Source organism: Tsukamurella sp. USMM236, assembly GCF_037148755.1.
Classification (GTDB): Bacteria; Actinomycetota; Actinomycetes; order Mycobacteriales; family Mycobacteriaceae; genus Tsukamurella.
Window position 1 is genome coordinate 103,797 of sequence record NZ_JBBCSS010000008.1, and the last position, 17,824, is coordinate 121,620.

Consider the following 17,824-nt stretch of genomic DNA (forward strand, 5'->3'; position numbering starts at 1 on the left):
GACCGCTGGCAATGCGGGCCTAGTCGTCCTCGCCGGAGGCCCCGGTCGCGGTGGAGGCGGGCGCCTGTTCGGCGGCCAGGCGCGCGCGCAGGACGTCGATCTCCCGCGCCAGTCGTTCGAGCGCCCAGTCCACCTCGGCGGGCTTGTACCCGCGTACCACCTGCTGGAACCGGAGCGCGCGGACGTCCACGCCCGCGACGTCCTCCGCGGGCAGCACGGTCGGCGTGGCACCCGTCTCCAGCGGCGGGGTGTCGTCGCCCCGCCCGAAGACCAGCGCCGCCACGCCGTACAGCACGGCCGCGACGGCCAGCAGTCCCAGGGCGTACAACACGATCACCATGAGGCCATCATGCCCGAACCTCCTTGAGGAAGAGGACACCGTCGGTCTCCGCCAGGCGGTCGGCGTCCAGCGGAAAGTACGCCCCGAGCGCGTCCCGATCGGCCCGCACGGGCGCGCCGCGCAGCCGCGCGCCGAGCTCCGGCCCCGCGTACAGGTGGGCCGGGTCGGCCTGCTCCCGCGACAGCTCGCCCTCGACGGTGCCCGGCGCGGGCGCCGCGAGCCCGTGCGCGGGCGCGGCGCCGATGGCCATCGCCACGTGCCGGTAGCCGTCGCCGAGGCGCGCCGCGGCCTGCGCGCCGCCGCTGAACCAGCGCACGACGTGCGGAGCCATCCGCATCTCGCTCACCCCGCGCTGCAGGTGCAGGTTGTGCGCGAAGGCAAGGGTGCCGCCGCGGGGCGCTTCTCGGTCGACGATCGCCAGCAGGTTCCGCCCCATCATCACGTCCCGCTGGGCGCTGAGCCGGCCGAGCCGGTCGGGGGTCTCGGTCGCCATGATCGCGTGGTACCGCAGCAGGCCGACGGCGGTCGCGGCGTCGGCGCGCAGCCACCACCAATCGTCCTCCCGCTCGGCCAGTTCCGGCGCGTGCGCGTCGAGGACCGCGAACAGGTCGTCGGCCAGCAGGCGCAAGCGATCGGCGTCGACGGTGCGCCCGACGCCCCGGTCCGCCTCGTACATCGCGCGCTCCTCGGTCCACCGCGCCTCGTCGCCGAGCAGCGCCTCGAGCTCCCGCTCGGCGACGACGCCCGGGACGACCTCGGCCAGCGCCTCCCTCAGCCGCCGGAGGTACGCGCGCGGGCTCGGGGCCGCCGCCATCTCCATCGGCCCGTCGAAGCCGTAGAACCGCACCGGCGTCTCCAGCGTCCGGTTGAGCGCGCGGAGGGTGCGCAACAGTTCACCCGTCGCCTCCAGTGCGTGGACGTACGGGTGGCTGAAGCCCTCGTCGAGGACCCGCTGCGGGTCGATCTCCGCGCCCGCGAGGTAGTCGTTCACCAGCGGCGCGCGGTGCAGGTCGGACTCGACGGCGATCGAGCGGTAGCCGCCGCGGAGCACCAGGTCCTCGATCACGGCGTTACGGGCGCGGAGGATCTCCTCCGATCCGTGCATGGGCTCGCCGAGGGCCAACAGGCGGGTCGGGGTGGGCTGGGCGTCGAGGAAGGAAACGAGGTCTACCTGGTCCGGAATCATTCCCTCAACGATATCGTTGAAGCGTCTGTTGAAACTTGATCGCAGGAATCCGTGGAGCATGCCCGATAACCTTCAATCCATGCTCCGCCCCGTCGACCTCGCGCGCCCGCACGGGCTCTCCACCCAGGCGGTGCGGAACTACGAGGAGCAGGGCGTCCTCCCGCCGGCCGGGCGCACCCCGTCGGGCTACCGTGCCTACACCGAGCGGCACCGCCGCGCGCTCGACGCCTTCCTCGCACTGATCCCCGGGTGCGGGCACGCACGGGCGGGCTCGATCCTGCGCGCCGTGCACCGCGACGACCCCGACGCCGCGTTCGCGCTGCTCGACCAGGCGCACGAGGAGCTGGCCGGCGACCGCGACACCTTCCGCCGGGTGCGCGCGGCGCTCGCGGACCTGGGCGACCCCGGCGACGACGGCGGCCCCGCCCTGTTCGTCGGCGAGGTCGCCCACCGCCTGGGCGTCGTCCCGGCCACGCTGCGCTCGTGGGAGCGGGCCGGCATCGTCCGGCCGGAGCGGGACCGCGCCACCGGATACCGCGTGTACTCCCCCGCCGACGTCCGCGATGCGCGGATGGCCGAGCAGCTGCGGCGCGGCGGCTACGGCCTCGCCCGGATCGCGGAGCTCGCGGACCGCCTGCGCGACGCGGGCGGCGTGGAGCCGCTGCGCGCGACGCTGGACGGCTGGCACGCGAACCTGGTCCGACGGGGCCGCGCCCTCGTCTCCGGCGCCGCGGCGCTCGATGCCCTGCTGGGCTGAGCGTCTACCCCTCGGCGATCGCGCGAAGCGCGGCGAGGTGCGCCTCGAAGGCCTTGCGCCCCTCCGCCGTCAGCGACAACCAGGTGCGCGGCCGCTTGCCCACGTACCCCTTCTTGATCGCGACGTACCCCACCGCCTCGAGCTGTGCGGCCTGCTTGGACAGCACCGAGTCCGAGAGCTCCACCGCGTCGCGCACGGCGGCGAACTCGGCGTTCTCGACCTTCGACAGCGCCGCGACGATGGAGAACCGCACGGGGGCATGGATCGCATCGTCGAGACGGTGGCGCGCGTGGCCGCCGGTCGCCGTCATCGCAGCGCCAGCGTCGAGATGGCCCGCGCGCCCAGGAGAGCGGGCGTCAGAGTGAGCATCGCCGCGGTGATCGTCCACGGCCACGGCAGCGCGTCGTCGCCGCGCACGGACTGGACGATGACGTACACGGCGTAGAGCAGCATCGTGGCGCCGAGCCCGAGGTTGTAGCGCAGGGTGAAGCCCCGAGGGGCGGCGGACGCTCGCCGCATGGAGATCGTCGCCACGGCGATCGCGACCAGGTAGAGCGCGAGGACGACGACCAGCCCTCCGACGCGGAACCACTGCGGCGCGTCGGGATTCCCCACGGTGAGCCGCAGCGCGGGTACCAACGCGGCGACGGCGAGCCCGATCGCGATGAGACCGCGCTCGAGCCGGGCGCGATCGGCCGGGGTCGCGACGGACGCCCCCTCGGCCTGGGCGAGGGCGCGGCGCGCTTCCTCGGGGGTCGGGTGTGCGAAGTGCTCGGTCATGACGAAGCCCTCTCCGTGATCGGTCCCCCAACCATAGAAAGTACTTTCCACATCGTCAAGTAGTTACCTCTACGGCAGCGAGGCCACCGGCGGCCGGTCCTGCAGCGACAGCTCCGTGGTGACCTCGGTGAAGCGGTCCTCCGGCCCCGGATCCACCAGGTACTGCGTGATGCCCTCCCCCGAGTCCTCGATCCCGCAGCGCCGCAACGCCGTCCCGAGGATCTGACGGCTCATCACGCCCAGGTCGCGCAGGTCGCGGTTGCGGTGCTTGCGCACGGAGAGGTTCACCTGGGCGATTCCCGCCATGCCGTAGCGGGCCTCCGCGTCGAGCAGCAGCCCGATCTCCACGCCGTAGCCGGGCGCGAAGGGCACAGAGGTGAGGAAGTCCCGCGTCCCCGCGTACTCGCCGCCCAGCGGCTGCAGGATCGCGCGCAGCGGCGGCCGCAGCGCCGCCAGCAGCGGCCGGGCGACGAGCTCCGTCACGCGGCCGCCGCCCGTGGGGTCCTCGCCCTGCTTGAAGACGCGCAGCGGGCGTCGGTAGTACGCCTTGACGAGGTGCACCTCGGGGTGGAACAGCATGGGCCCCAACAGCCGCGGCACGTACCGCGGGTCGGGCTCGATCAGGTCGGAGTCGACGAAGGCGATCAGGTCGCCCGACGACGCCGCCACCCCGCGCCAGAGGGCCTCGCCCTTGCCCGGCACCGGCGGCAGCCCGGGGATCGCCTCCTCGCGGCTGATCACCGTGGCGCCGGCGGCGCGGGCCCGCTCCGCCGTGGCGTCGGTCGAACCCGAGTCGAGCACGATCAGCTCGTCGACCAACGTCCCGACCAGCGGTGCGATCGTTGCGACCACGGCGCCGACGGTGGCCTCCTCGTTCAGGGCCGGGAGCACGACGGAGACGGTGCGTCCCGCCTTCGCGGCGACGAGTTCGTCGATGCTCCAGCGGGGCTCCTCGAAGAACCGGTGCGCGGTGCTCACGCGAGCCCCCGCACGACGCGGGCCGGCGGGCGGGTGCCGTCGATCGAGGCCACCATCTCGACCACCCGGCGGGTGTCCGCCACTTGGTGCACGCGGAACATGCGGGCCCCGGCGTGCGCGGCGAGCGCGGTCGCGGCGAGGGTCCCGGCCACCCGTTCTTCGAGCCCGGCATCCAGGGTCTCGCCGATGAAGTCCTTGTTGGACAGCGCCATCAGCACCGGCCAGCCCGTGCCGACGAGCTCGTCGAGGTGCCGCAGCAGTGCGAGCCCGTGGTGGGTGTTCTTGCCGAAGTCGTGGGTGGGATCGATGACGATGCCGTCCTCCCGCACGCCCGCCGCGAACGCGGCCTCCGCGGCGGCGGCCAGGGAATCACGCACGTCGGCGACGACGTCGGGATAGCGCACGCGGTACGGGCGGGTGCGGGGCACCGCGCCGCCGGTGTGCGAGCAGACGAGGCCCGCGCCGGTCGCGGCGGCGATCCGGGGCAGGTCGGGGTCGGCGCCGGCCCAGGTGTCGTTGATGAGGTCGGCGCCTGCGTCGACGGCGGCCTCGGCGACCGACGCCCGCCAGGTGTCCACGCTGATCAGCAGGTCGGGGTGCCGGTCGCGCACCTGCGCGATGAAGGGCACCGTCCGCGCGATCTCCTCGGTCGCGTCGACCTCCTGGCCGGGGCCGGCCTTGACGCCGCCCACGTCCACCACATCGGCGCCCTCGGCGACCGCCGCGTCCACCCGCTCGAGCGCGGCGTCCACGGCGAAGTAGCTGCCGCGGTCGTAGAAGGAGTCCGGCGTGCGGTTGATGATCGCCATCACCAGCGCCCGGTCCACGGGCACCGGGCGGCCGCAGAAGGTGGGGCGCACGGGGATCGGGCCCACCGACGGTGCGGTCATCCTAGGAGCGCAGATCCGGGACCTTGGCGGCCGCGACGTCGTCCGCGTACCCGTCGTAGGCGGGCACGTAGCCGTCCGCGCCGCCGACGAAGACGTACAGCGGGTCGTCGCCGGTCTCGGCGAAGCCCTGCTTGCGGAGCTCGCCCTTGAGACTCTTGAAGGTGGAGGTGACCTCCAGGCTCGGCACGACGCGCGCGTAGAGCGGGATCGCGTAGGCGGGCAGCTCGTTCCGCAGCTGCGCTGCGAGCGCGGCACCGTCGAACTCCCGGCCCTCGGCGAGCTTGACGGCGGCCATGCCGGCCTTGCCGTCGGCGCCGGGGATCGCGACGCCGTAGACGATCGCGCCCTCCACCTGATCGGCCTCGTCGAGCGCGCCCTCGACCTCGGTGGTCGCGACGTTCTCGCCCTTCCACCGGAAGGTGTCGCCGAGACGATCGACGAAGGCGATGTGGTCGAAGCCCTGGTTGGTGACCACGTCGCCGGTGTTGAACCAGACGTCGCCGTCCTTGAAGCCGTCGCGGATCAGCTTGGCGTCGCCCGCCTTCCCGTCGGTGTAACCGTCGAAGGGGGCGGACTTGGTGATCTTGGTGAGCAGGAGACCGTTCTGGCCCTTCTTGACCCGTTGCAGCCGGCCCTTGGCGTTGCGCAGCGGTCCGGCGGTGTCGATGTCGTACTCGACGACCGCGTGCGGCAGGGGGCACAGGCCGACGGTGGCCTCGATGTTGAAGACGTTGACGAAGGCGATGTTCGTCTCGCTCGCGGCGTAGAACTCCATGATCCGCTCGATCCCGAAGCGCTCTTGGAACTCCCGCCAGATCTCGGGCCGCATGCCGTTGCCCGCGGCCACCCGGATCGTGTTCGACCGATCGCTCGGCTTGGGCGGCTGGTTGAGCAGGTAGCGGCAGATCTCGCCGATGTAGATGAACATCGTGGCCGAGTTCTCGTTGGCCTCGTCCCAGAACCGCGTCGCCGAGAACTTGCGGCCGATGGCGAGCGTGGCGCCGGAGACCAGCACCGAGCCGAGGGCCACGAGCGCGGCGTTGTTGTGGTACAGCGGAAGCGGGCAGTACATGACGTCGTCGCGGCGCATGCGGACGGCGGTCGCGCCGAATCCCGCCATGCCCTTGAGCCAGCGGTAGTGCGTCATGATCGACGCCTTCGGCATGCCCGTGGTGCCCGAGGTGAACACGTAGAACGCGCGGGTGCTCGCGGGCAGCGTGGCGGTGACGGCCGGGTTCTCGGTGGCCCGGGGGTCCTCCGACCGCGCCTGCCGGGCCTGCTCGGCGAGCCGATCGACGGTGAGGATCACCCCGTCGGCCGGCCGGTCCGCGGCGTCGAGCGAGTCGAAGGCCTCGAGGTCCTCCGCGCCCACGATGATCGTGCCGGTGTCGAGGATGCCGAGGCTGTGCGCGAGCACGGCGCCACGCTGGTTGTAGTTGACCAGGCCCGCGGTGGCACCGACCTTGACGATGGCGAGCATCACCAGCACCATCTGCGGGTGGTTGTGCATGACGACGCCGACCACGTCGCCCACCTTCACGCCGCGCTGGAGCAGAACGCGCGCATAGGTGTTCACGGTGGCGTTCGCCTCGCCGTAGCTGATGCCCTCGCCCTGGAACCGCAGGAAGTCGCGCGACGGGTGCTGCGCCGCGCGCTTGGCGAACACCGTGCCGATGGTCTCCTTGCTGTTCGGCGTGCGCAGCAGGATCGACGGGCCCTCCTTGATCAGGAGGGGCAGGTCGGGCACCAGCTTGCCGACGCCGCGCGCCAGATCCGCGATGCCGACGGTGCTGTTCTTATGCGTAGAGCTCACGCGGCGAGCCTACCGTGGGACCGCCGTACCACGGCACGCCTCGAGGGCGGCCGTGACGTCTGTCGCGCGCAGCAGCCTGCCGAGAGCGGCGTCACCCACGAAGCCCTTGGCCTTGAGCCCGTCGATCCAGTCGAGCAGCGGCGCGTAGAAGCCGTCGTGGTCGAGGACGACCACGGGCTTGTCGTGCATGGAGAGGTAGCCGGCGGTCCACGCCTCGAAGAACTCCTCGAGGGTGCCCACGCCACCCGGCAGCACCAGGAAGGCGCCGGCGTTGTCGTCCATGAGCTGCTTGCGCTCGCGCATGGTGGCGACCACCAGTAACTCGTCGGCGCCGTGGTCGGCGACCTCGCGATCGACGAGCGCCGTCGGGATCACGCCCAGGGTATGAGCGCCGCCGTCGCGGGCGGCCTGCGCGACCGCGCCCATCATGGACACGTGCCCGCCGCCCCAGACGAGCGAGTCCCCGCCGGCGGCGATGCCCCGGCCCACCTCGGTCGCGAGGTCGATGTACTCCTGCGGCACGGGGCGCGAGGCGCAGAAGACGGCGATGGCGGTCACGAGGGGTCCACCTCGCTGGCCTCGGCCTCGCGCTCGCGGGCGGCGTCGGCGCGCACGATGATGTCGATGGCCTCCGCGACGGAGTCGGTCACGGTGATCAGGTCGGCGTCGCCGGGCGAGACCATGCCCTGTTCGGTGAGCGTGCCCCGGATCCAGTCCACCAGGCCGCCCCAGTAGGCGGAGCCCAGCAGCACGATCGGGAACCGGGTCACCTTGTGCGTCTGCACCAGGGTGAGGGCCTCGAAGAGCTCGTCGAGGGTGCCGAAACCGCCGGGCAGGCAGACGAAGGCCTGCGCGTACTTGACGAACATCGTCTTGCGGACGAAGAAGTACCGGAAGTTGATGCCGAGGTCGACCCAGTCGTTGAGCCCCTGTTCGAAGGGCAGCTCGATGCCCAGCCCCACGGAGAGGCCGTCGGCGTCCTTGGCGCCGCGGTTCGCGGCCTCCATCGCGCCCGGCCCGCCGCCGGTGATCACCGCGTAGCCCGCGCGCACCAGCTCCGCACCCAGCTCTCGGCCGGTGGCGTACTCGGGCGAATCCGGCTTGATCCGAGCGGAACCGAAGACGGTGACGGCCTGCGGCAGTTCCGCGAGGGCCCCGAAGCCCTCGACGAACTCGGCCTGGATCCGCATCACCCGCCAGGGGTCGCGGTGCAGCCAGTCGGCGTCGTCCGCGTTAGCGAGGAGCCGCTGGTCGGTGGTCGACGATTCCGTCGCCGCCGCGCCCTGCACGCGGACGGGTCCGCGGTAGCGCAGGTAGTGGTCGTGGGAGGGCTTCTTATCGGAGGCCATGACGCACAACCTACCCAGCGAGGAAGGCGCGCAGCACGGCGGCCACCTCGGTGATCTGCGCGGTCTCGACGTGCTCGTCGCGCTTGTGCGCGTAGTTGGGGTCGCCCGGGCCGAAGTTCACCGCCGGGATGCCCAGCGCGGCGAAGCGCGAGACGTCGGTCCAGCCGTACTTGGCGCGGAACCGCCCGCCGGCGGCCGCCACGAGCTTCGCCGCGGCGGGGGCGCCGAGGCCCGGCAGCGCGCCGGGCGCGGCGTCGGTCACCTCGAAGGCGAGGGCACCGTCGGCGAGCGGTCCGGCGAGGACCTCGCGGACGTGCGCCACGGCCTCGTCGACGGTGCGGTCCGGCGCGAAGCGGAAGTTGACGTCGACGAAGGCCTCGTCGGGCACGACGTTCCCGGCGACGCCGCCCTCGATCTTCACGGCGGACAGGCCCTCGCGGTACTCGCAGCCGTCGATGTCGACGGTGCGCGCGGTGTACGCCTGGAGGGCCGTGAGCACGGGGCCGAGCTTATGGATCGCGTTGTCGCCCAACCAGGACCGGGCGCTGTGCGCGCGGACGCCGCCCGCGGTGATGCGCACCCGGATCGTGCCCTGGCAGCCGGCCTCGATGAGCCCGCCCGAGGGCTCGCCGAGGATCGCGACGTCGGCGGCCAGCCACTCGGGGAGCTCGCGCTCGATGCGGCCGAGACCGTTGAACTGCGAGGCGATCTCCTCGCACTCGTAGAAGATCAGCGTCAGGTCGTACGCCGGTTCGGCCATCGTGGCGGCGAGGTGCAGGAAGACGGCGTCGCCGCTCTTCATGTCGACGGTGCCGCAGCCGTGCAGAATGCCGCCCTCGCGGCGGCTGGGCACGTTGTCGGCGATCGGCACGGTGTCGAGGTGGCCGGCGAGCATCACCCGCTGCGGCAGGCCGCGATTCGTCCGCGCGAGCACGTTGTTGCCCACGCGGAGCACCTCGAAGCCCTCCAGCGCGCGGAGCGCGACCTCCACCTCGTTCGCGATCCGTTCCTCGTCGTGGCTGACGCTGGGGATGTCCACCAGCGCGGCGGTGAGGTCGATCGGGTCCGAGGCGATGTCGAGGGGCACGGCCCCAGCGTAGTAGCGCTACGGGGACGCGACCACCACCAAGGCCGCGACGGCAGAGTCACCCCTCCAGGGTGGTGCTCAGATCGGGAGGATCGCCTTGGCGATGAGGAAGTACAGGATGAGGCCGGTCGCGTCGACGAACGTGCTGATGAACGGGTTGGAGAAGACGGCCGGGTCGACGCCGATGGATTTCGCGACGATCGGCATGAGCCCGCCGACGGTGGCCGACATGGTGCAGACGCCGAACAGCGTGGCGCCGATGACCAGTCCCACGTCGACCCCGAAGAGGGCGCCGGCGATGACCGCGCCGAGGGTGCCCAGGACCAGGCCCAGGGTCGCGCCGACGCGGACCTCGCGGCCCAGCACCCGGAAGACGTCCGCGGTGGTGATGTCGCCGAGGGCGAGCGCGCGGGTCACGGTGGTGGCGGCCTGGTTGCCCGTGTTGCCGCCGGTGCCGATGATCAGCGGCACGAAGAGCGAGAGCACCACCATCTCCTGCAGGCTGTCCTCGAAGACCGAGAGCACCTTGACGGTCAGCGTCGCGCCGATCGCCAGGACCAGGAGCCACACCACGCGCGAGCGCACCAGCGTCCGCACGGGCGTCGACAGGTAGGGCCGGTTCAGGGGTTCCACGCCGCCCTGGCGCGCCGCGTCCTCGCTCTCCGCCTCCTCGAGGATGCGGAGCGCGTCGTCGACGGTGAGGATGCCCACGAGGCGGTGCTCGTCGTCGACGATGGGCATCACCAGCAGGCGCTGCTCGGCGCAGCGGCGGGCGGCCTCCTCGGCCGATTCCCGCGCCCGGGCCGTGCCCGCGATGTTCATGATCTCGCGCACCGGGGTCTCCGGGGCGCTGCGCAGCAGGCCGCGCAGCCCGACGATGCCGACGAGCACGCGCCCGGGCCCGACGACCGGGATGCCGTAGATGGTCTCGACGTCGTCGATCCGGGCCCGCACCGCTTCCAGGGCCTGCTCGGCGGTGTCGCCGGGGTGGACGGAGACGAACTCGGGGGTCATCTCGCGGCCGACGGATCCCTGGGGGTAGCCGAGCAGGGCCGCCGTCGCGGCGCGCTCGCCCTCCGGGAGGCCCTGGAGCAGGCGTCCGGCGACGGTCGCGGGCAGCTCGTCGAGCAGGGTGACCCGGTCGTCGGGGTCCAGCTCGGCGAAGAGGCCGGTGACCTGGTCGTCCTGGAGATCGTGGATGAGCTCGCCCTGCAGGGGAGCGTCGAGGGATTCGAAGACGGTGAGCGCCTCGTCCTTCGCCAGCAGGCGGAAGACCACGGCGCGGTCCTTCCGGCTGAGGCGTTCGAGGACGTCGGCGACCTCGTGCGAGGTCAGGGGCGCGATGAGCGATGCGACGGTGCTCAGGTCCCCGTCGTCGACCGCGTCGTCGATCCGGTTGGCGAGCTTGGCCGTGTCGAGTGTCGTGGTCACTGAATGCACGGTATCCGAATCCCGCGGCTGCGCAGGGTGAGCACCGGTGAGACTCAGCGCGGTGCGGGAAGGACCTCATGATTGGCGCCCAACCGGTAGTAGTATGTGCCCGTGATCGACCGTTCCACAACCGGTCCACGACGTTGGCCCTGCGTCAGGTGCACGCCGCGCCAGCGCATCTTCCCCCACTGCCAGAAGTACACGACCTCCTTGCCTGCCGGAACGTCGTAGTCGCACATCTTCGTGATCGTCATCTCGCCTCCGGGAACCGGGAACGTCAGCGGCCCCAGAGGACACGCTCCCACCCGAACCTTCTCGCCACCGGGCCCCGTCTCGCTGGATCCCGCGAACTCCACTTCATCGATCCGCCACCGCGTCGACGAACCGAAATCGAGGGCGGGACGGGACGCACCCACCTCGCCCGGAGAAAGCCGGCCGTTGACGAAAACACAGTCCTTGCAGTTGTTACCGCGCGGATCAGGGATGTGGTGACCGCGAACGCTCTCAACTCCCGCGATTACCGCGAGAACGAGGAATGCCGCTCCGAGAAGTGCGCCCGCCACACAGAGCGGGTGTCGTCGCCATCCTGACGCCGGTCTCACCACTGCACACCCCCACTGTTGTGCATTCTGAATGCGCCATAGTACATCGCGCGGTGCCCACCCTTGTACCGACTGCCGGTACCCTGATCGCGTGACGAATCGTGGAGCTAAGGCGTACGGACTGGCCACCCTCACGGACGACGGGACGGTGCTCGACACCTGGTACCCCGCGCCGGAGCTGACCGACGGCGGCGGCACCGCCGGCACCGTGCAGGATCCCGACGGTGCGCCGGAGGTCCTCACGGCCTCCGCCGGCGCGGACGCGGCCCGCAAGGTACGCGTCGTGGTCGTGCAGACCACGATCGCCGACCTGGACGCCGCCCCGGCCGACGCGCACGACGTCTACCTGCGCCTGCACCTGCTGAGCCACCGCCTCGTGCAGCCGCACGGCCTCAGCCTCGACGGCCAGTTCGGCCTGCTCACGAACGTCGTGTGGACCAACTTCGGCCCCTGCTCCCCCGTGGACTTCGAGTCGGTGCGCGCGGCGCTGTTCCCGCGCGGCCACGTCACGGTGTACTCGGTCGACAAGTTCCCGCGCATGGTCGACTACGTGCTGCCCAGCGGCGTGCGCATCGGCGACGCCGACCGCGTCCGCCTCGGCGCGCACCTGGCCGAGGGCACGACCGTCATGCACGAGGGCTTCGTGAACTTCAACGCCGGCACGCTCGGCACCGCGATGGTCGAGGGCCGCATCTCGGCGGGCGTCGTCATCGGCGATCACTCCGACGTGGGCGGCGGCGCCTCGACGATGGGCACGCTGTCGGGCGGCGGCAAGGAGATCATCAGCCTCGGCGAGCGGTGCCTGCTGGGCGCCAACTCGGGTCTCGGCATCCCCCTCGGCGACGACTGCGTCCTCGAGGCCGGCCTCTACCTCACCGCCGGCACCAAGGTGACCGGCCCCGACGGGACCCAGGTCAAGGCGCGCGAGCTGGCCGGGCAGAGCAACCTGCTGTTCCGCCGCAACTCGGTGACCGGCGCGGTCGAGGTCGTGCCGTGGCAGAGCGACGGCGTCGAGCTCAACGCCGCGCTGCACAAGAACTGACCCGGACGCGACGAGAACGGCGGCCGGTGCAGGCACCGGCCGCCGCTCTCGTCCGCCGTCAGTGAACACTCTTCACGGAGAGGTCGCCGGCGGGCCCCATGGAGCACCCCAGCCCGCCCAACACCCGGTCGAGCGCACGATGCAGGACGGGCTGCTCGCCCACGGGCTCGGTCACGGACACGCGCGGCGAGCCAGTGCCCACACACTCCGGATGGTGTGACACCAGGCGGGATTCGACCATCCACAACCCCACGCCGCACAGCACCACCGCCGCGCACAGCGCAGCGACCAGGGCGACCCTGACTTTCGTGAATGTCATCTTCACCGCCTTCCCGCAACTGAACCTCACTCCTCTTTGCAATAGCGTAGCACTAGCCCCCGTGATGATTCGCAGAGGCAATCATCAGCTGGGTGCGCCGCTAGCTGCCGAGGCCCGCCGGGCCGCGGTCCGTGAGCTCGCCGCCGTACCGGGCGGTGAGCTCCCCCCTGGTCCGAACGCCCAGCTTGGCGAAGATCCGGGTCAGGTGGAACTGCACCGTCTTCGGCGAGAGGTACAGCTGCTCCGCGACGCGCCGGTTGGTATCCCCCGCCACCACCAGGCGCGCGACGTTCAGCTCGTGCGGAGTCAGCGTCGCGACGTCCGCGGCTGACGGGCCGCTCGTCCGGCCCAGCTCGCGGTCGGTCGTCCGCAACCGGGCATGCGCCCCGAGCGACTCGAAGGCCGCCGCGGCCTCGCCGAGATGGTGGGCCGCGTCCCTCCGATGCCCGGTGCGCCGCAGCAGCATCCCCAGGTCGAGGTGCAGGCCGCCCGCCGCGACGGGAAAGGACTCCGCCTCCGCCAGACAATCCCGCAGCGCGTCCGCCGCCGCGTCGGCATCGGGATCCGCCGCCGCGCGGGCCGCCCCCAGCCGGATCCGCGCGGGCGTGCTCTGCGGCGCGGGCGCGCCGTCGAGCAGCGCGACGGCCTCGTCGCCGCGCCCCGCGTCCGCGAGCGCGCGGGCGGCGACGTGGTGCCAGGGCCAGAAATCGGAACTCACCGTCCGGGCGGCCGGGTCCGCGAGGAGGGGCTGGACGGCCGCCAGCACGGCGCGGGAGCCGCCCCTGGCCGCCGCGGCCTGCGCCAGCGCCGCCGGGATCCGCTGCGTCAGATAGCCGGTCGGGGCGACCCGCGCGGCCGCCGCGTGCCGGTCCGCGCCGTCGGCGTCACCGCGCAGCGCGAGGATCTCGGCCGCGGTCCAGTGCGCGAGCGGCGAGCACAGCACGATCCCCGTACTGTCGCCGAGCTCCACCGCCTCGCGCGCGCTCTCCAGCGCGGCGTCCCAGTCGCCGATCTCGAACTGCACCCGCGCCAGCCAGCCCAGGGCCCACAGCGAGACCCGGTGCGCGCCGCCCACGGCCTCCCGGGCGGCGGTGAGCGCGGTCCGCGCCCGGTCCAGGTCGCCGAGCCCGTATTGGATCCAGCCCACGCCCAGCATGAGCCGCTGGGACACCGCGACGGGAAGGCCGGTCTCGGCGAGCCCCACCTCCACCGCGCGGGCCGCACCGACCACGTCGCCGGCCGCAGCGGCGCCGAGCCCGCGGAAGGCCCGGGACTCGATGGCGGGCGGAGCGTCGCCGCCGAGGGCGATGGCACGGTCGGCCCAGGTTATGAGCGCCGGGCCGTCCCAGCGCACGAGGGCGTCCAGGCCCCGACGGTGCGCGATCCGCGCGGCGGGGAGCGGGTTCAGGCGGGGGTTCACCGCGTTCCAGGCGCGCTCCAGCCGGTCCAGCGCCTCGGCGGGCCGCCCCGATTGGATCGCGACGTAGCCCAGCACCGAGTCCCGCTCGGGACTGGCCGGAAGTGCCTCGATGGCGGGCACCAGCTCGCGGGCGGCGCCGAGGTCGCCGGCGCTGACGTAGGCGTCGACGGCCGCGATCCGCAGCTCGCGCGCGGCCTCGGCGTCGGCGGCGACGCCGGTGGCCGCGGCGAACGCAGCAGCAGCCGAGGACCATTCGCCGCGGGCGGCCAGCGCACCGCCGTCGTCGGCGAGCGCCCTCGCCAGCGCCGCGTCGCTCCGCAGGACCGCGGCCGCGCGGTGGCGCAGGGCGCGGTGCGGATCGACCACCTCGGCGGCTGCGGCGTGCAGCCGCGCCCTGTCCGTCCACGCGGAGGCCTCCTCCACCGCGCGGGCGACGATCGGCGCGGGCGGCGCGATCCATGGGCCGTCCCGGTCCCGGCGGGCGATCACCAGCCCGTGGGCCGCGAGCGCGTCGAGCAGTTCCGCGGTCAGCTCGGTGCCGGCCACGGCGGCGAGGTCGGTCGGGGTCGCGCCGCCGAGGACCGCCGCCGCGAGGGCGACGCCGGCCGCCGGCTCCCCGACCTCCGCCAGCGCCGCGGTGATCCGGTGCCGTTCGCCCGCGGGCACCGCGTCCGAGGGCTGCCCGCCGGAGCGCGCGGCCTCGTCGAGCGCGGCGAGCGTCGCCTCGATCGCGCCCCCGGTCCGACGGTGCAGCCGCACCGCTGCCGCGCCCGACAGCTCGAGCCCGAGGCCGCGAGCCAGGGCGGCGATCTCGTCGGCGGAGAAGGCGTCCAGCGCGAGGTGGACGTCGGCGCCGAGGGCGCGCGCGTCGTCGTTCCACAGGCCGGATACCGGCGGCTCGGCCGTCGCCCGCGCCAGTACGACCGGGGTGCCCCGTTGCGCCGCGGCCGCGAGCTCACCGAGCTCACGGTCATCGAGCCGCTGCGCGTCGGCGACGATCACACCTGCGCCGGCGGCGAGGGCCTCGCGCAGGCGCGCACCGTCGTCCGGCGCGAGGGCGCCGAGGGCCTGGACGACGGGAGCGTCGGGGCGGGAGTACGTAGCCAGCGCCCGCGCACCGCGGCCCGTCGGGTCGCCGACCACGGCCGCCCGGGCTCCGCGGATGCGCCGCACCGACCAGGGGTCCATCGCCCCACGATAGGCGGGCGGGGCGGCGGCGGGACGCCGGTTCAGCCGAGATCCCCGCCGCCGACCGGCAGGACCGAGCCGGTGAGGTAGCCGGCCTCGTCGCTCGCCAGGAAGCAGATCACGGCCGCCTGCTCGTCGAGGGTCCCGTACCGGTGCATCAGGCTCGACTCCAGCGTCTGGTCGATGTGCGCCTGGAACCACGCCCGCTCGACCTCGGTCTCGGGGACGTCCCCGCCCCGGGGGATGCGGCGGGCGGGCGCCTCGGTGCCGCCGGGGGCCGCCGCGACGACGCGGATCCCGCTGTCGGCGTACTCCATCGCGAGCGACGCGGTGAGCGCGTTCACGCCGCCCTTCGCCGCCGAGTAGGGCACGCGGTGGACGCCGCGGGTGGCGACCGACGAGACGTTGACGATGACCCCGTGACCCCGTCGCTGCATCGACGGCAGCACGGCCCGGCAGGAGAACAGCGTGGTGAGCAGGGACCGGGTGACCTCGGCGCCGATCTGCGCCTCCGTGAACTCGGTGAAGGGCTTGAACCACATCGCGCCGCCCACGTTGTTGACGAGCACGTCGATCCGGCCGAAGCGCTCCAGCGCCTGCGCTGCGACGTCCTGTGCGCCGGTGAGCGATTCGAGGTCGGCCACGGCGGCCACCGCCTGCGCCCCGTGGGAGGTGAGCTCGTCGGCGAGCTCGCGGACCAGGTCGGACCGGTCGACGAGCACGACCTGACCGCCCTCCGCGTGCACGCGGCGGGCCACGCGCTCGCCGATGCCCTGCGCGGCGCCGGTGACCACGACGACCCGGCCGGCGAACCGCCCGGGATGGACGAAGGCGGGTGTGCGCGCCAGCTCCTGCTCGTGCATCGCGCGCCGCGTGGTCTCCATGGACCGCTCGGCGTGGTCGGCGACCAGGGTGCGCGCCGCCTCCCGATCCCCGGCGGCGATCGCCTCGACGATGTCGAGATGGTCCTGCGCGCAGCGCGGGTGGATCCAGGTGGCGCTGCGCAGGGTGGTGTCCATGTGGCTGCGGACGCCGAGCCGCTGGTAGGCGGCGAGCAGGTGCTCGTTCCCGGTGAGCGTGAACAGGTAGTCGTGGAAGGCGGCGTTGGCCTCGGTGTACCCGGCGGCGTCGGTGAGCCGGTCGCCGTCGAGGTAGGGCACCGTGGCCTCCGCGAGCAGCCGGTAGCCCGCGAGCTGCGGCGAGCCGAGCCGCCCCAGCACGAGTTCCAGCGCACCGAGTTCCAGCGCCTTGCGGGCCTCGAAGACGGCATCGGACTTGCGGATGTCGGGGTGTTCCTCGCCGATCTCGTAGCCGTCCGCCCGCGCGGCGGGATCCGCGTGCACGACGAGCGGCTGCAGGTCGCTCGTGGCGAGGAGCGGCTGGCCGGCCACGCCGCGCGCGTCCGGATTCTCCACGAGCGCACCGCCCGCGCCGACGAGCAGCCCGTCGAACGACAGGGCCTCCGCGGCGTCGGGTTCCAGTGCTGCAGCCGCCGGCAGCGGGGTCCGGGGTTCGACGGACGTGGATTCCGCGGGCGCAGGGCTCGGCGCGACGGACTCCTGGGCCTCGGTCGCGGGTGCGGCCACCGGAACGGCGGGCGCGGGTGCAGCGGCGACGGCGGGGAGGAACTTCTCGTAGTAGAAGCCCGTGGGGGTGATACCGAGCCGGTCCAGCTCCACGCGGAAGCCGTCGATCATGGGCGGCGGCCCGCAGAGATAGACCGCCACGTCGCCGCCGTGCAGGTGCGCGGTGCGGAGGATGTCGGTCACGTGCCCGCGGTGGGCGGCGGTGCTGTCGGCGGCGGAGACGCAGTGCTCGAAGTCGAACGCCCCCAGCTCCTCCCGGAGACCGTCGAGCACGTCGAGCTGCGTGACGTCCTGGTCCTGCGAGACGCCGTAGAGCAGCTGCACGGAGCGCCCGGGGTCGCGGGTACGCATGGACCGCAGCATGGACAGCATGGGCGCGAGCCCGGTCCCGCCGGCGACGAGCAACGCGGGCCGGTCGGCCTCGCGGAGGAAGAACGAGCCGAGCGGCCCCCGGAAGCTCACCCGGTCGCCGATCTTCGCCCGCCCCGTGAGCCAGTCCGACATCGCGCCGCCGCTCGGGATGAGCTTGACCAGGAACTCCAGCTCCTCGTCGTCGGGGTGCGAGGCGAAGGAGTAGGACCGCTCGGCGTCGGGCGCACCGTCGACCCCGGATCCGGGCACCGCGATGTTCACGTACTGCCCGGGGAGGAAGGCGAGGCGCTCGCGCTCGTCGGCGCGCAACCGCAGCCCGACGGTGCTCGGGGTGAGCCGTTCCAGGCCCGTCACGGTCGCGGCGAACTCGCCGACCTGCGTCTTCGCCACCGCCGAGGTGCTGCTGATCTGGAGCACCAGGTCGGACGTCGGCGACATCGAGCAGGGCAGGCAGTAGCCCTGCTCCGCCTCGTCCGCGGTGAGCGCGTCCTCGACGTAGGTGCCGCCGTCGTAGGTCCCGGATTCGCAGAGCGCCTTGCACGTTCCGCACGCCCCGTCGCGGCAGTCGAGCGGGATGTTGATCCGCTGCCGGTACGAGGCGTCCGCCACCGTCTGCCCGGGGTCGACGGAGATGAACCGGGTCACCCCGTCCTCGAAGGCGAGCGCCACCTGATGCGCCATGAT

The 17,824-nt window shown here is 73.0% G+C and carries 17 protein-coding genes; 2 read left to right on the plus strand and 15 right to left on the minus strand.

Annotated features, from left to right (window positions below; genetic code table 11):
- Positions 1-19 precede the first annotated feature (19 nt).
- The gene (locus tag WFK95_RS21540) at positions 20-340 is read right to left on the minus strand and encodes a DivIVA domain-containing protein (RefSeq protein ID WP_224646057.1); all 321 of its coding nucleotides are present in this window, start codon (positions 338-340) and stop codon (positions 20-22) included.
- 7 nt (positions 341-347) lie between these two features.
- Positions 348-1,526, minus strand: coding sequence for an erythromycin esterase family protein (locus tag WFK95_RS21545; RefSeq protein WP_336671912.1), 1,179 nt, complete (start codon positions 1,524-1,526; stop codon positions 348-350).
- Between the two features lie 79 nt (positions 1,527-1,605).
- Between WFK95_RS21545 and WFK95_RS21550 the strand changes: the two genes are divergently transcribed.
- On the plus strand, positions 1,606-2,283 hold the full coding sequence (locus WFK95_RS21550) for a MerR family transcriptional regulator (protein WP_336671913.1): 678 nt from the start codon (positions 1,606-1,608) through the stop codon (positions 2,281-2,283).
- Positions 2,284-2,287: 4 nt separating this feature from the next.
- Here WFK95_RS21550 and WFK95_RS21555 read toward each other — a convergent pair whose 3' ends face one another.
- The 10 genes from WFK95_RS21555 to WFK95_RS21600 all read right to left on the minus strand — a co-directional run bounded on the left by WFK95_RS21555 (position 2,288) and on the right by WFK95_RS21600 (position 11,174).
- A complete protein-coding gene (locus WFK95_RS21555; RefSeq protein WP_224646060.1) occupies positions 2,288-2,593 on the minus strand; it encodes a winged helix-turn-helix domain-containing protein in 306 nt (101 codons plus the stop codon).
- Complete coding sequence (locus WFK95_RS21560; protein ID WP_336671914.1) at positions 2,590-3,063, minus strand: hypothetical protein; 474 nt, start codon at positions 3,061-3,063, stop codon at positions 2,590-2,592. The genes WFK95_RS21555 and WFK95_RS21560 overlap by 4 nt, the downstream gene beginning before the upstream one ends.
- A gap of 69 nt (positions 3,064-3,132) precedes the next feature.
- Positions 3,133-4,041 carry a glucosyl-3-phosphoglycerate synthase gene (locus WFK95_RS21565; RefSeq protein WP_336671915.1) on the minus strand — a complete coding sequence of 303 codons (909 nt, stop codon included), beginning with the start codon at positions 4,039-4,041 and terminating at the stop codon, positions 3,133-3,135.
- On the minus strand, positions 4,038-4,931 hold the full coding sequence (folP, locus tag WFK95_RS21570) for a dihydropteroate synthase (protein WP_336671916.1): 894 nt from the start codon (positions 4,929-4,931) through the stop codon (positions 4,038-4,040). Before folP ends, WFK95_RS21565 begins: the two co-directional genes overlap by 4 nt.
- A 1-nt stretch (position 4,932) precedes the next feature.
- A complete protein-coding gene (locus WFK95_RS21575) occupies positions 4,933-6,744 on the minus strand; it encodes a long-chain-acyl-CoA synthetase (RefSeq protein WP_336671917.1) in 1,812 nt (603 codons plus the stop codon).
- Between the two features lie 9 nt (positions 6,745-6,753).
- The gene (locus tag WFK95_RS21580; RefSeq protein WP_068524574.1) at positions 6,754-7,302 is read right to left on the minus strand and encodes a TIGR00730 family Rossman fold protein; all 549 of its coding nucleotides are present in this window, start codon (positions 7,300-7,302) and stop codon (positions 6,754-6,756) included.
- Positions 7,299-8,093: a TIGR00730 family Rossman fold protein gene (locus WFK95_RS21585; protein ID WP_224646065.1), complete on the minus strand. Its 795-nt coding sequence runs from the start codon at positions 8,091-8,093 to the stop codon at positions 7,299-7,301. The genes WFK95_RS21580 and WFK95_RS21585 overlap by 4 nt, the downstream gene beginning before the upstream one ends.
- A 10-nt stretch (positions 8,094-8,103) precedes the next feature.
- Entirely contained in the window at positions 8,104-9,180 is a 1,077-nt protein-coding gene (gene dapE / locus WFK95_RS21590; RefSeq protein ID WP_224646066.1) for a succinyl-diaminopimelate desuccinylase, read from the minus strand.
- Positions 9,181-9,258: 78 nt separating this feature from the next.
- Positions 9,259-10,611 (minus strand): magnesium transporter, encoded by a 1,353-nt coding sequence (gene mgtE, locus WFK95_RS21595; protein ID WP_224646067.1) that lies wholly within the window; start codon positions 10,609-10,611, stop codon positions 9,259-9,261.
- A gap of 53 nt (positions 10,612-10,664) precedes the next feature.
- Positions 10,665-11,174, minus strand: coding sequence for a hypothetical protein (locus WFK95_RS21600; RefSeq protein ID WP_336671918.1), 510 nt, complete (start codon positions 11,172-11,174; stop codon positions 10,665-10,667).
- A 130-nt stretch (positions 11,175-11,304) separates the two neighbouring features.
- On the opposite strand from WFK95_RS21600, the gene dapD reads away from it, so the two are divergent.
- Entirely contained in the window at positions 11,305-12,255 is a 951-nt protein-coding gene (gene dapD / locus WFK95_RS21605) for a 2,3,4,5-tetrahydropyridine-2,6-dicarboxylate N-succinyltransferase (protein ID WP_336671919.1), read from the plus strand.
- A gap of 58 nt (positions 12,256-12,313) precedes the next feature.
- Here the strand turns inward: dapD and WFK95_RS21610 are convergent, their stop codons facing one another.
- The 3 genes from WFK95_RS21610 to benC all read right to left on the minus strand — a co-directional run bounded on the left by WFK95_RS21610 (position 12,314) and on the right by benC (position 17,821).
- Positions 12,314-12,574 carry a hypothetical protein gene (locus tag WFK95_RS21610; protein ID WP_336671920.1) on the minus strand — a complete coding sequence of 87 codons (261 nt, stop codon included), beginning with the start codon at positions 12,572-12,574 and terminating at the stop codon, positions 12,314-12,316.
- Positions 12,575-12,674: 100 nt separating this feature from the next.
- Positions 12,675-15,182 (minus strand): LuxR C-terminal-related transcriptional regulator, encoded by a 2,508-nt coding sequence (locus WFK95_RS21615; protein WP_336671921.1) that lies wholly within the window; start codon positions 15,180-15,182, stop codon positions 12,675-12,677.
- A 41-nt stretch (positions 15,183-15,223) separates the two neighbouring features.
- Positions 15,224-17,821, minus strand: coding sequence for a benzoate 1,2-dioxygenase electron transfer component BenC (gene benC / locus WFK95_RS21620; RefSeq protein ID WP_336671922.1), 2,598 nt, complete (start codon positions 17,819-17,821; stop codon positions 15,224-15,226).
- Positions 17,822-17,824 lie beyond the last annotated feature (3 nt).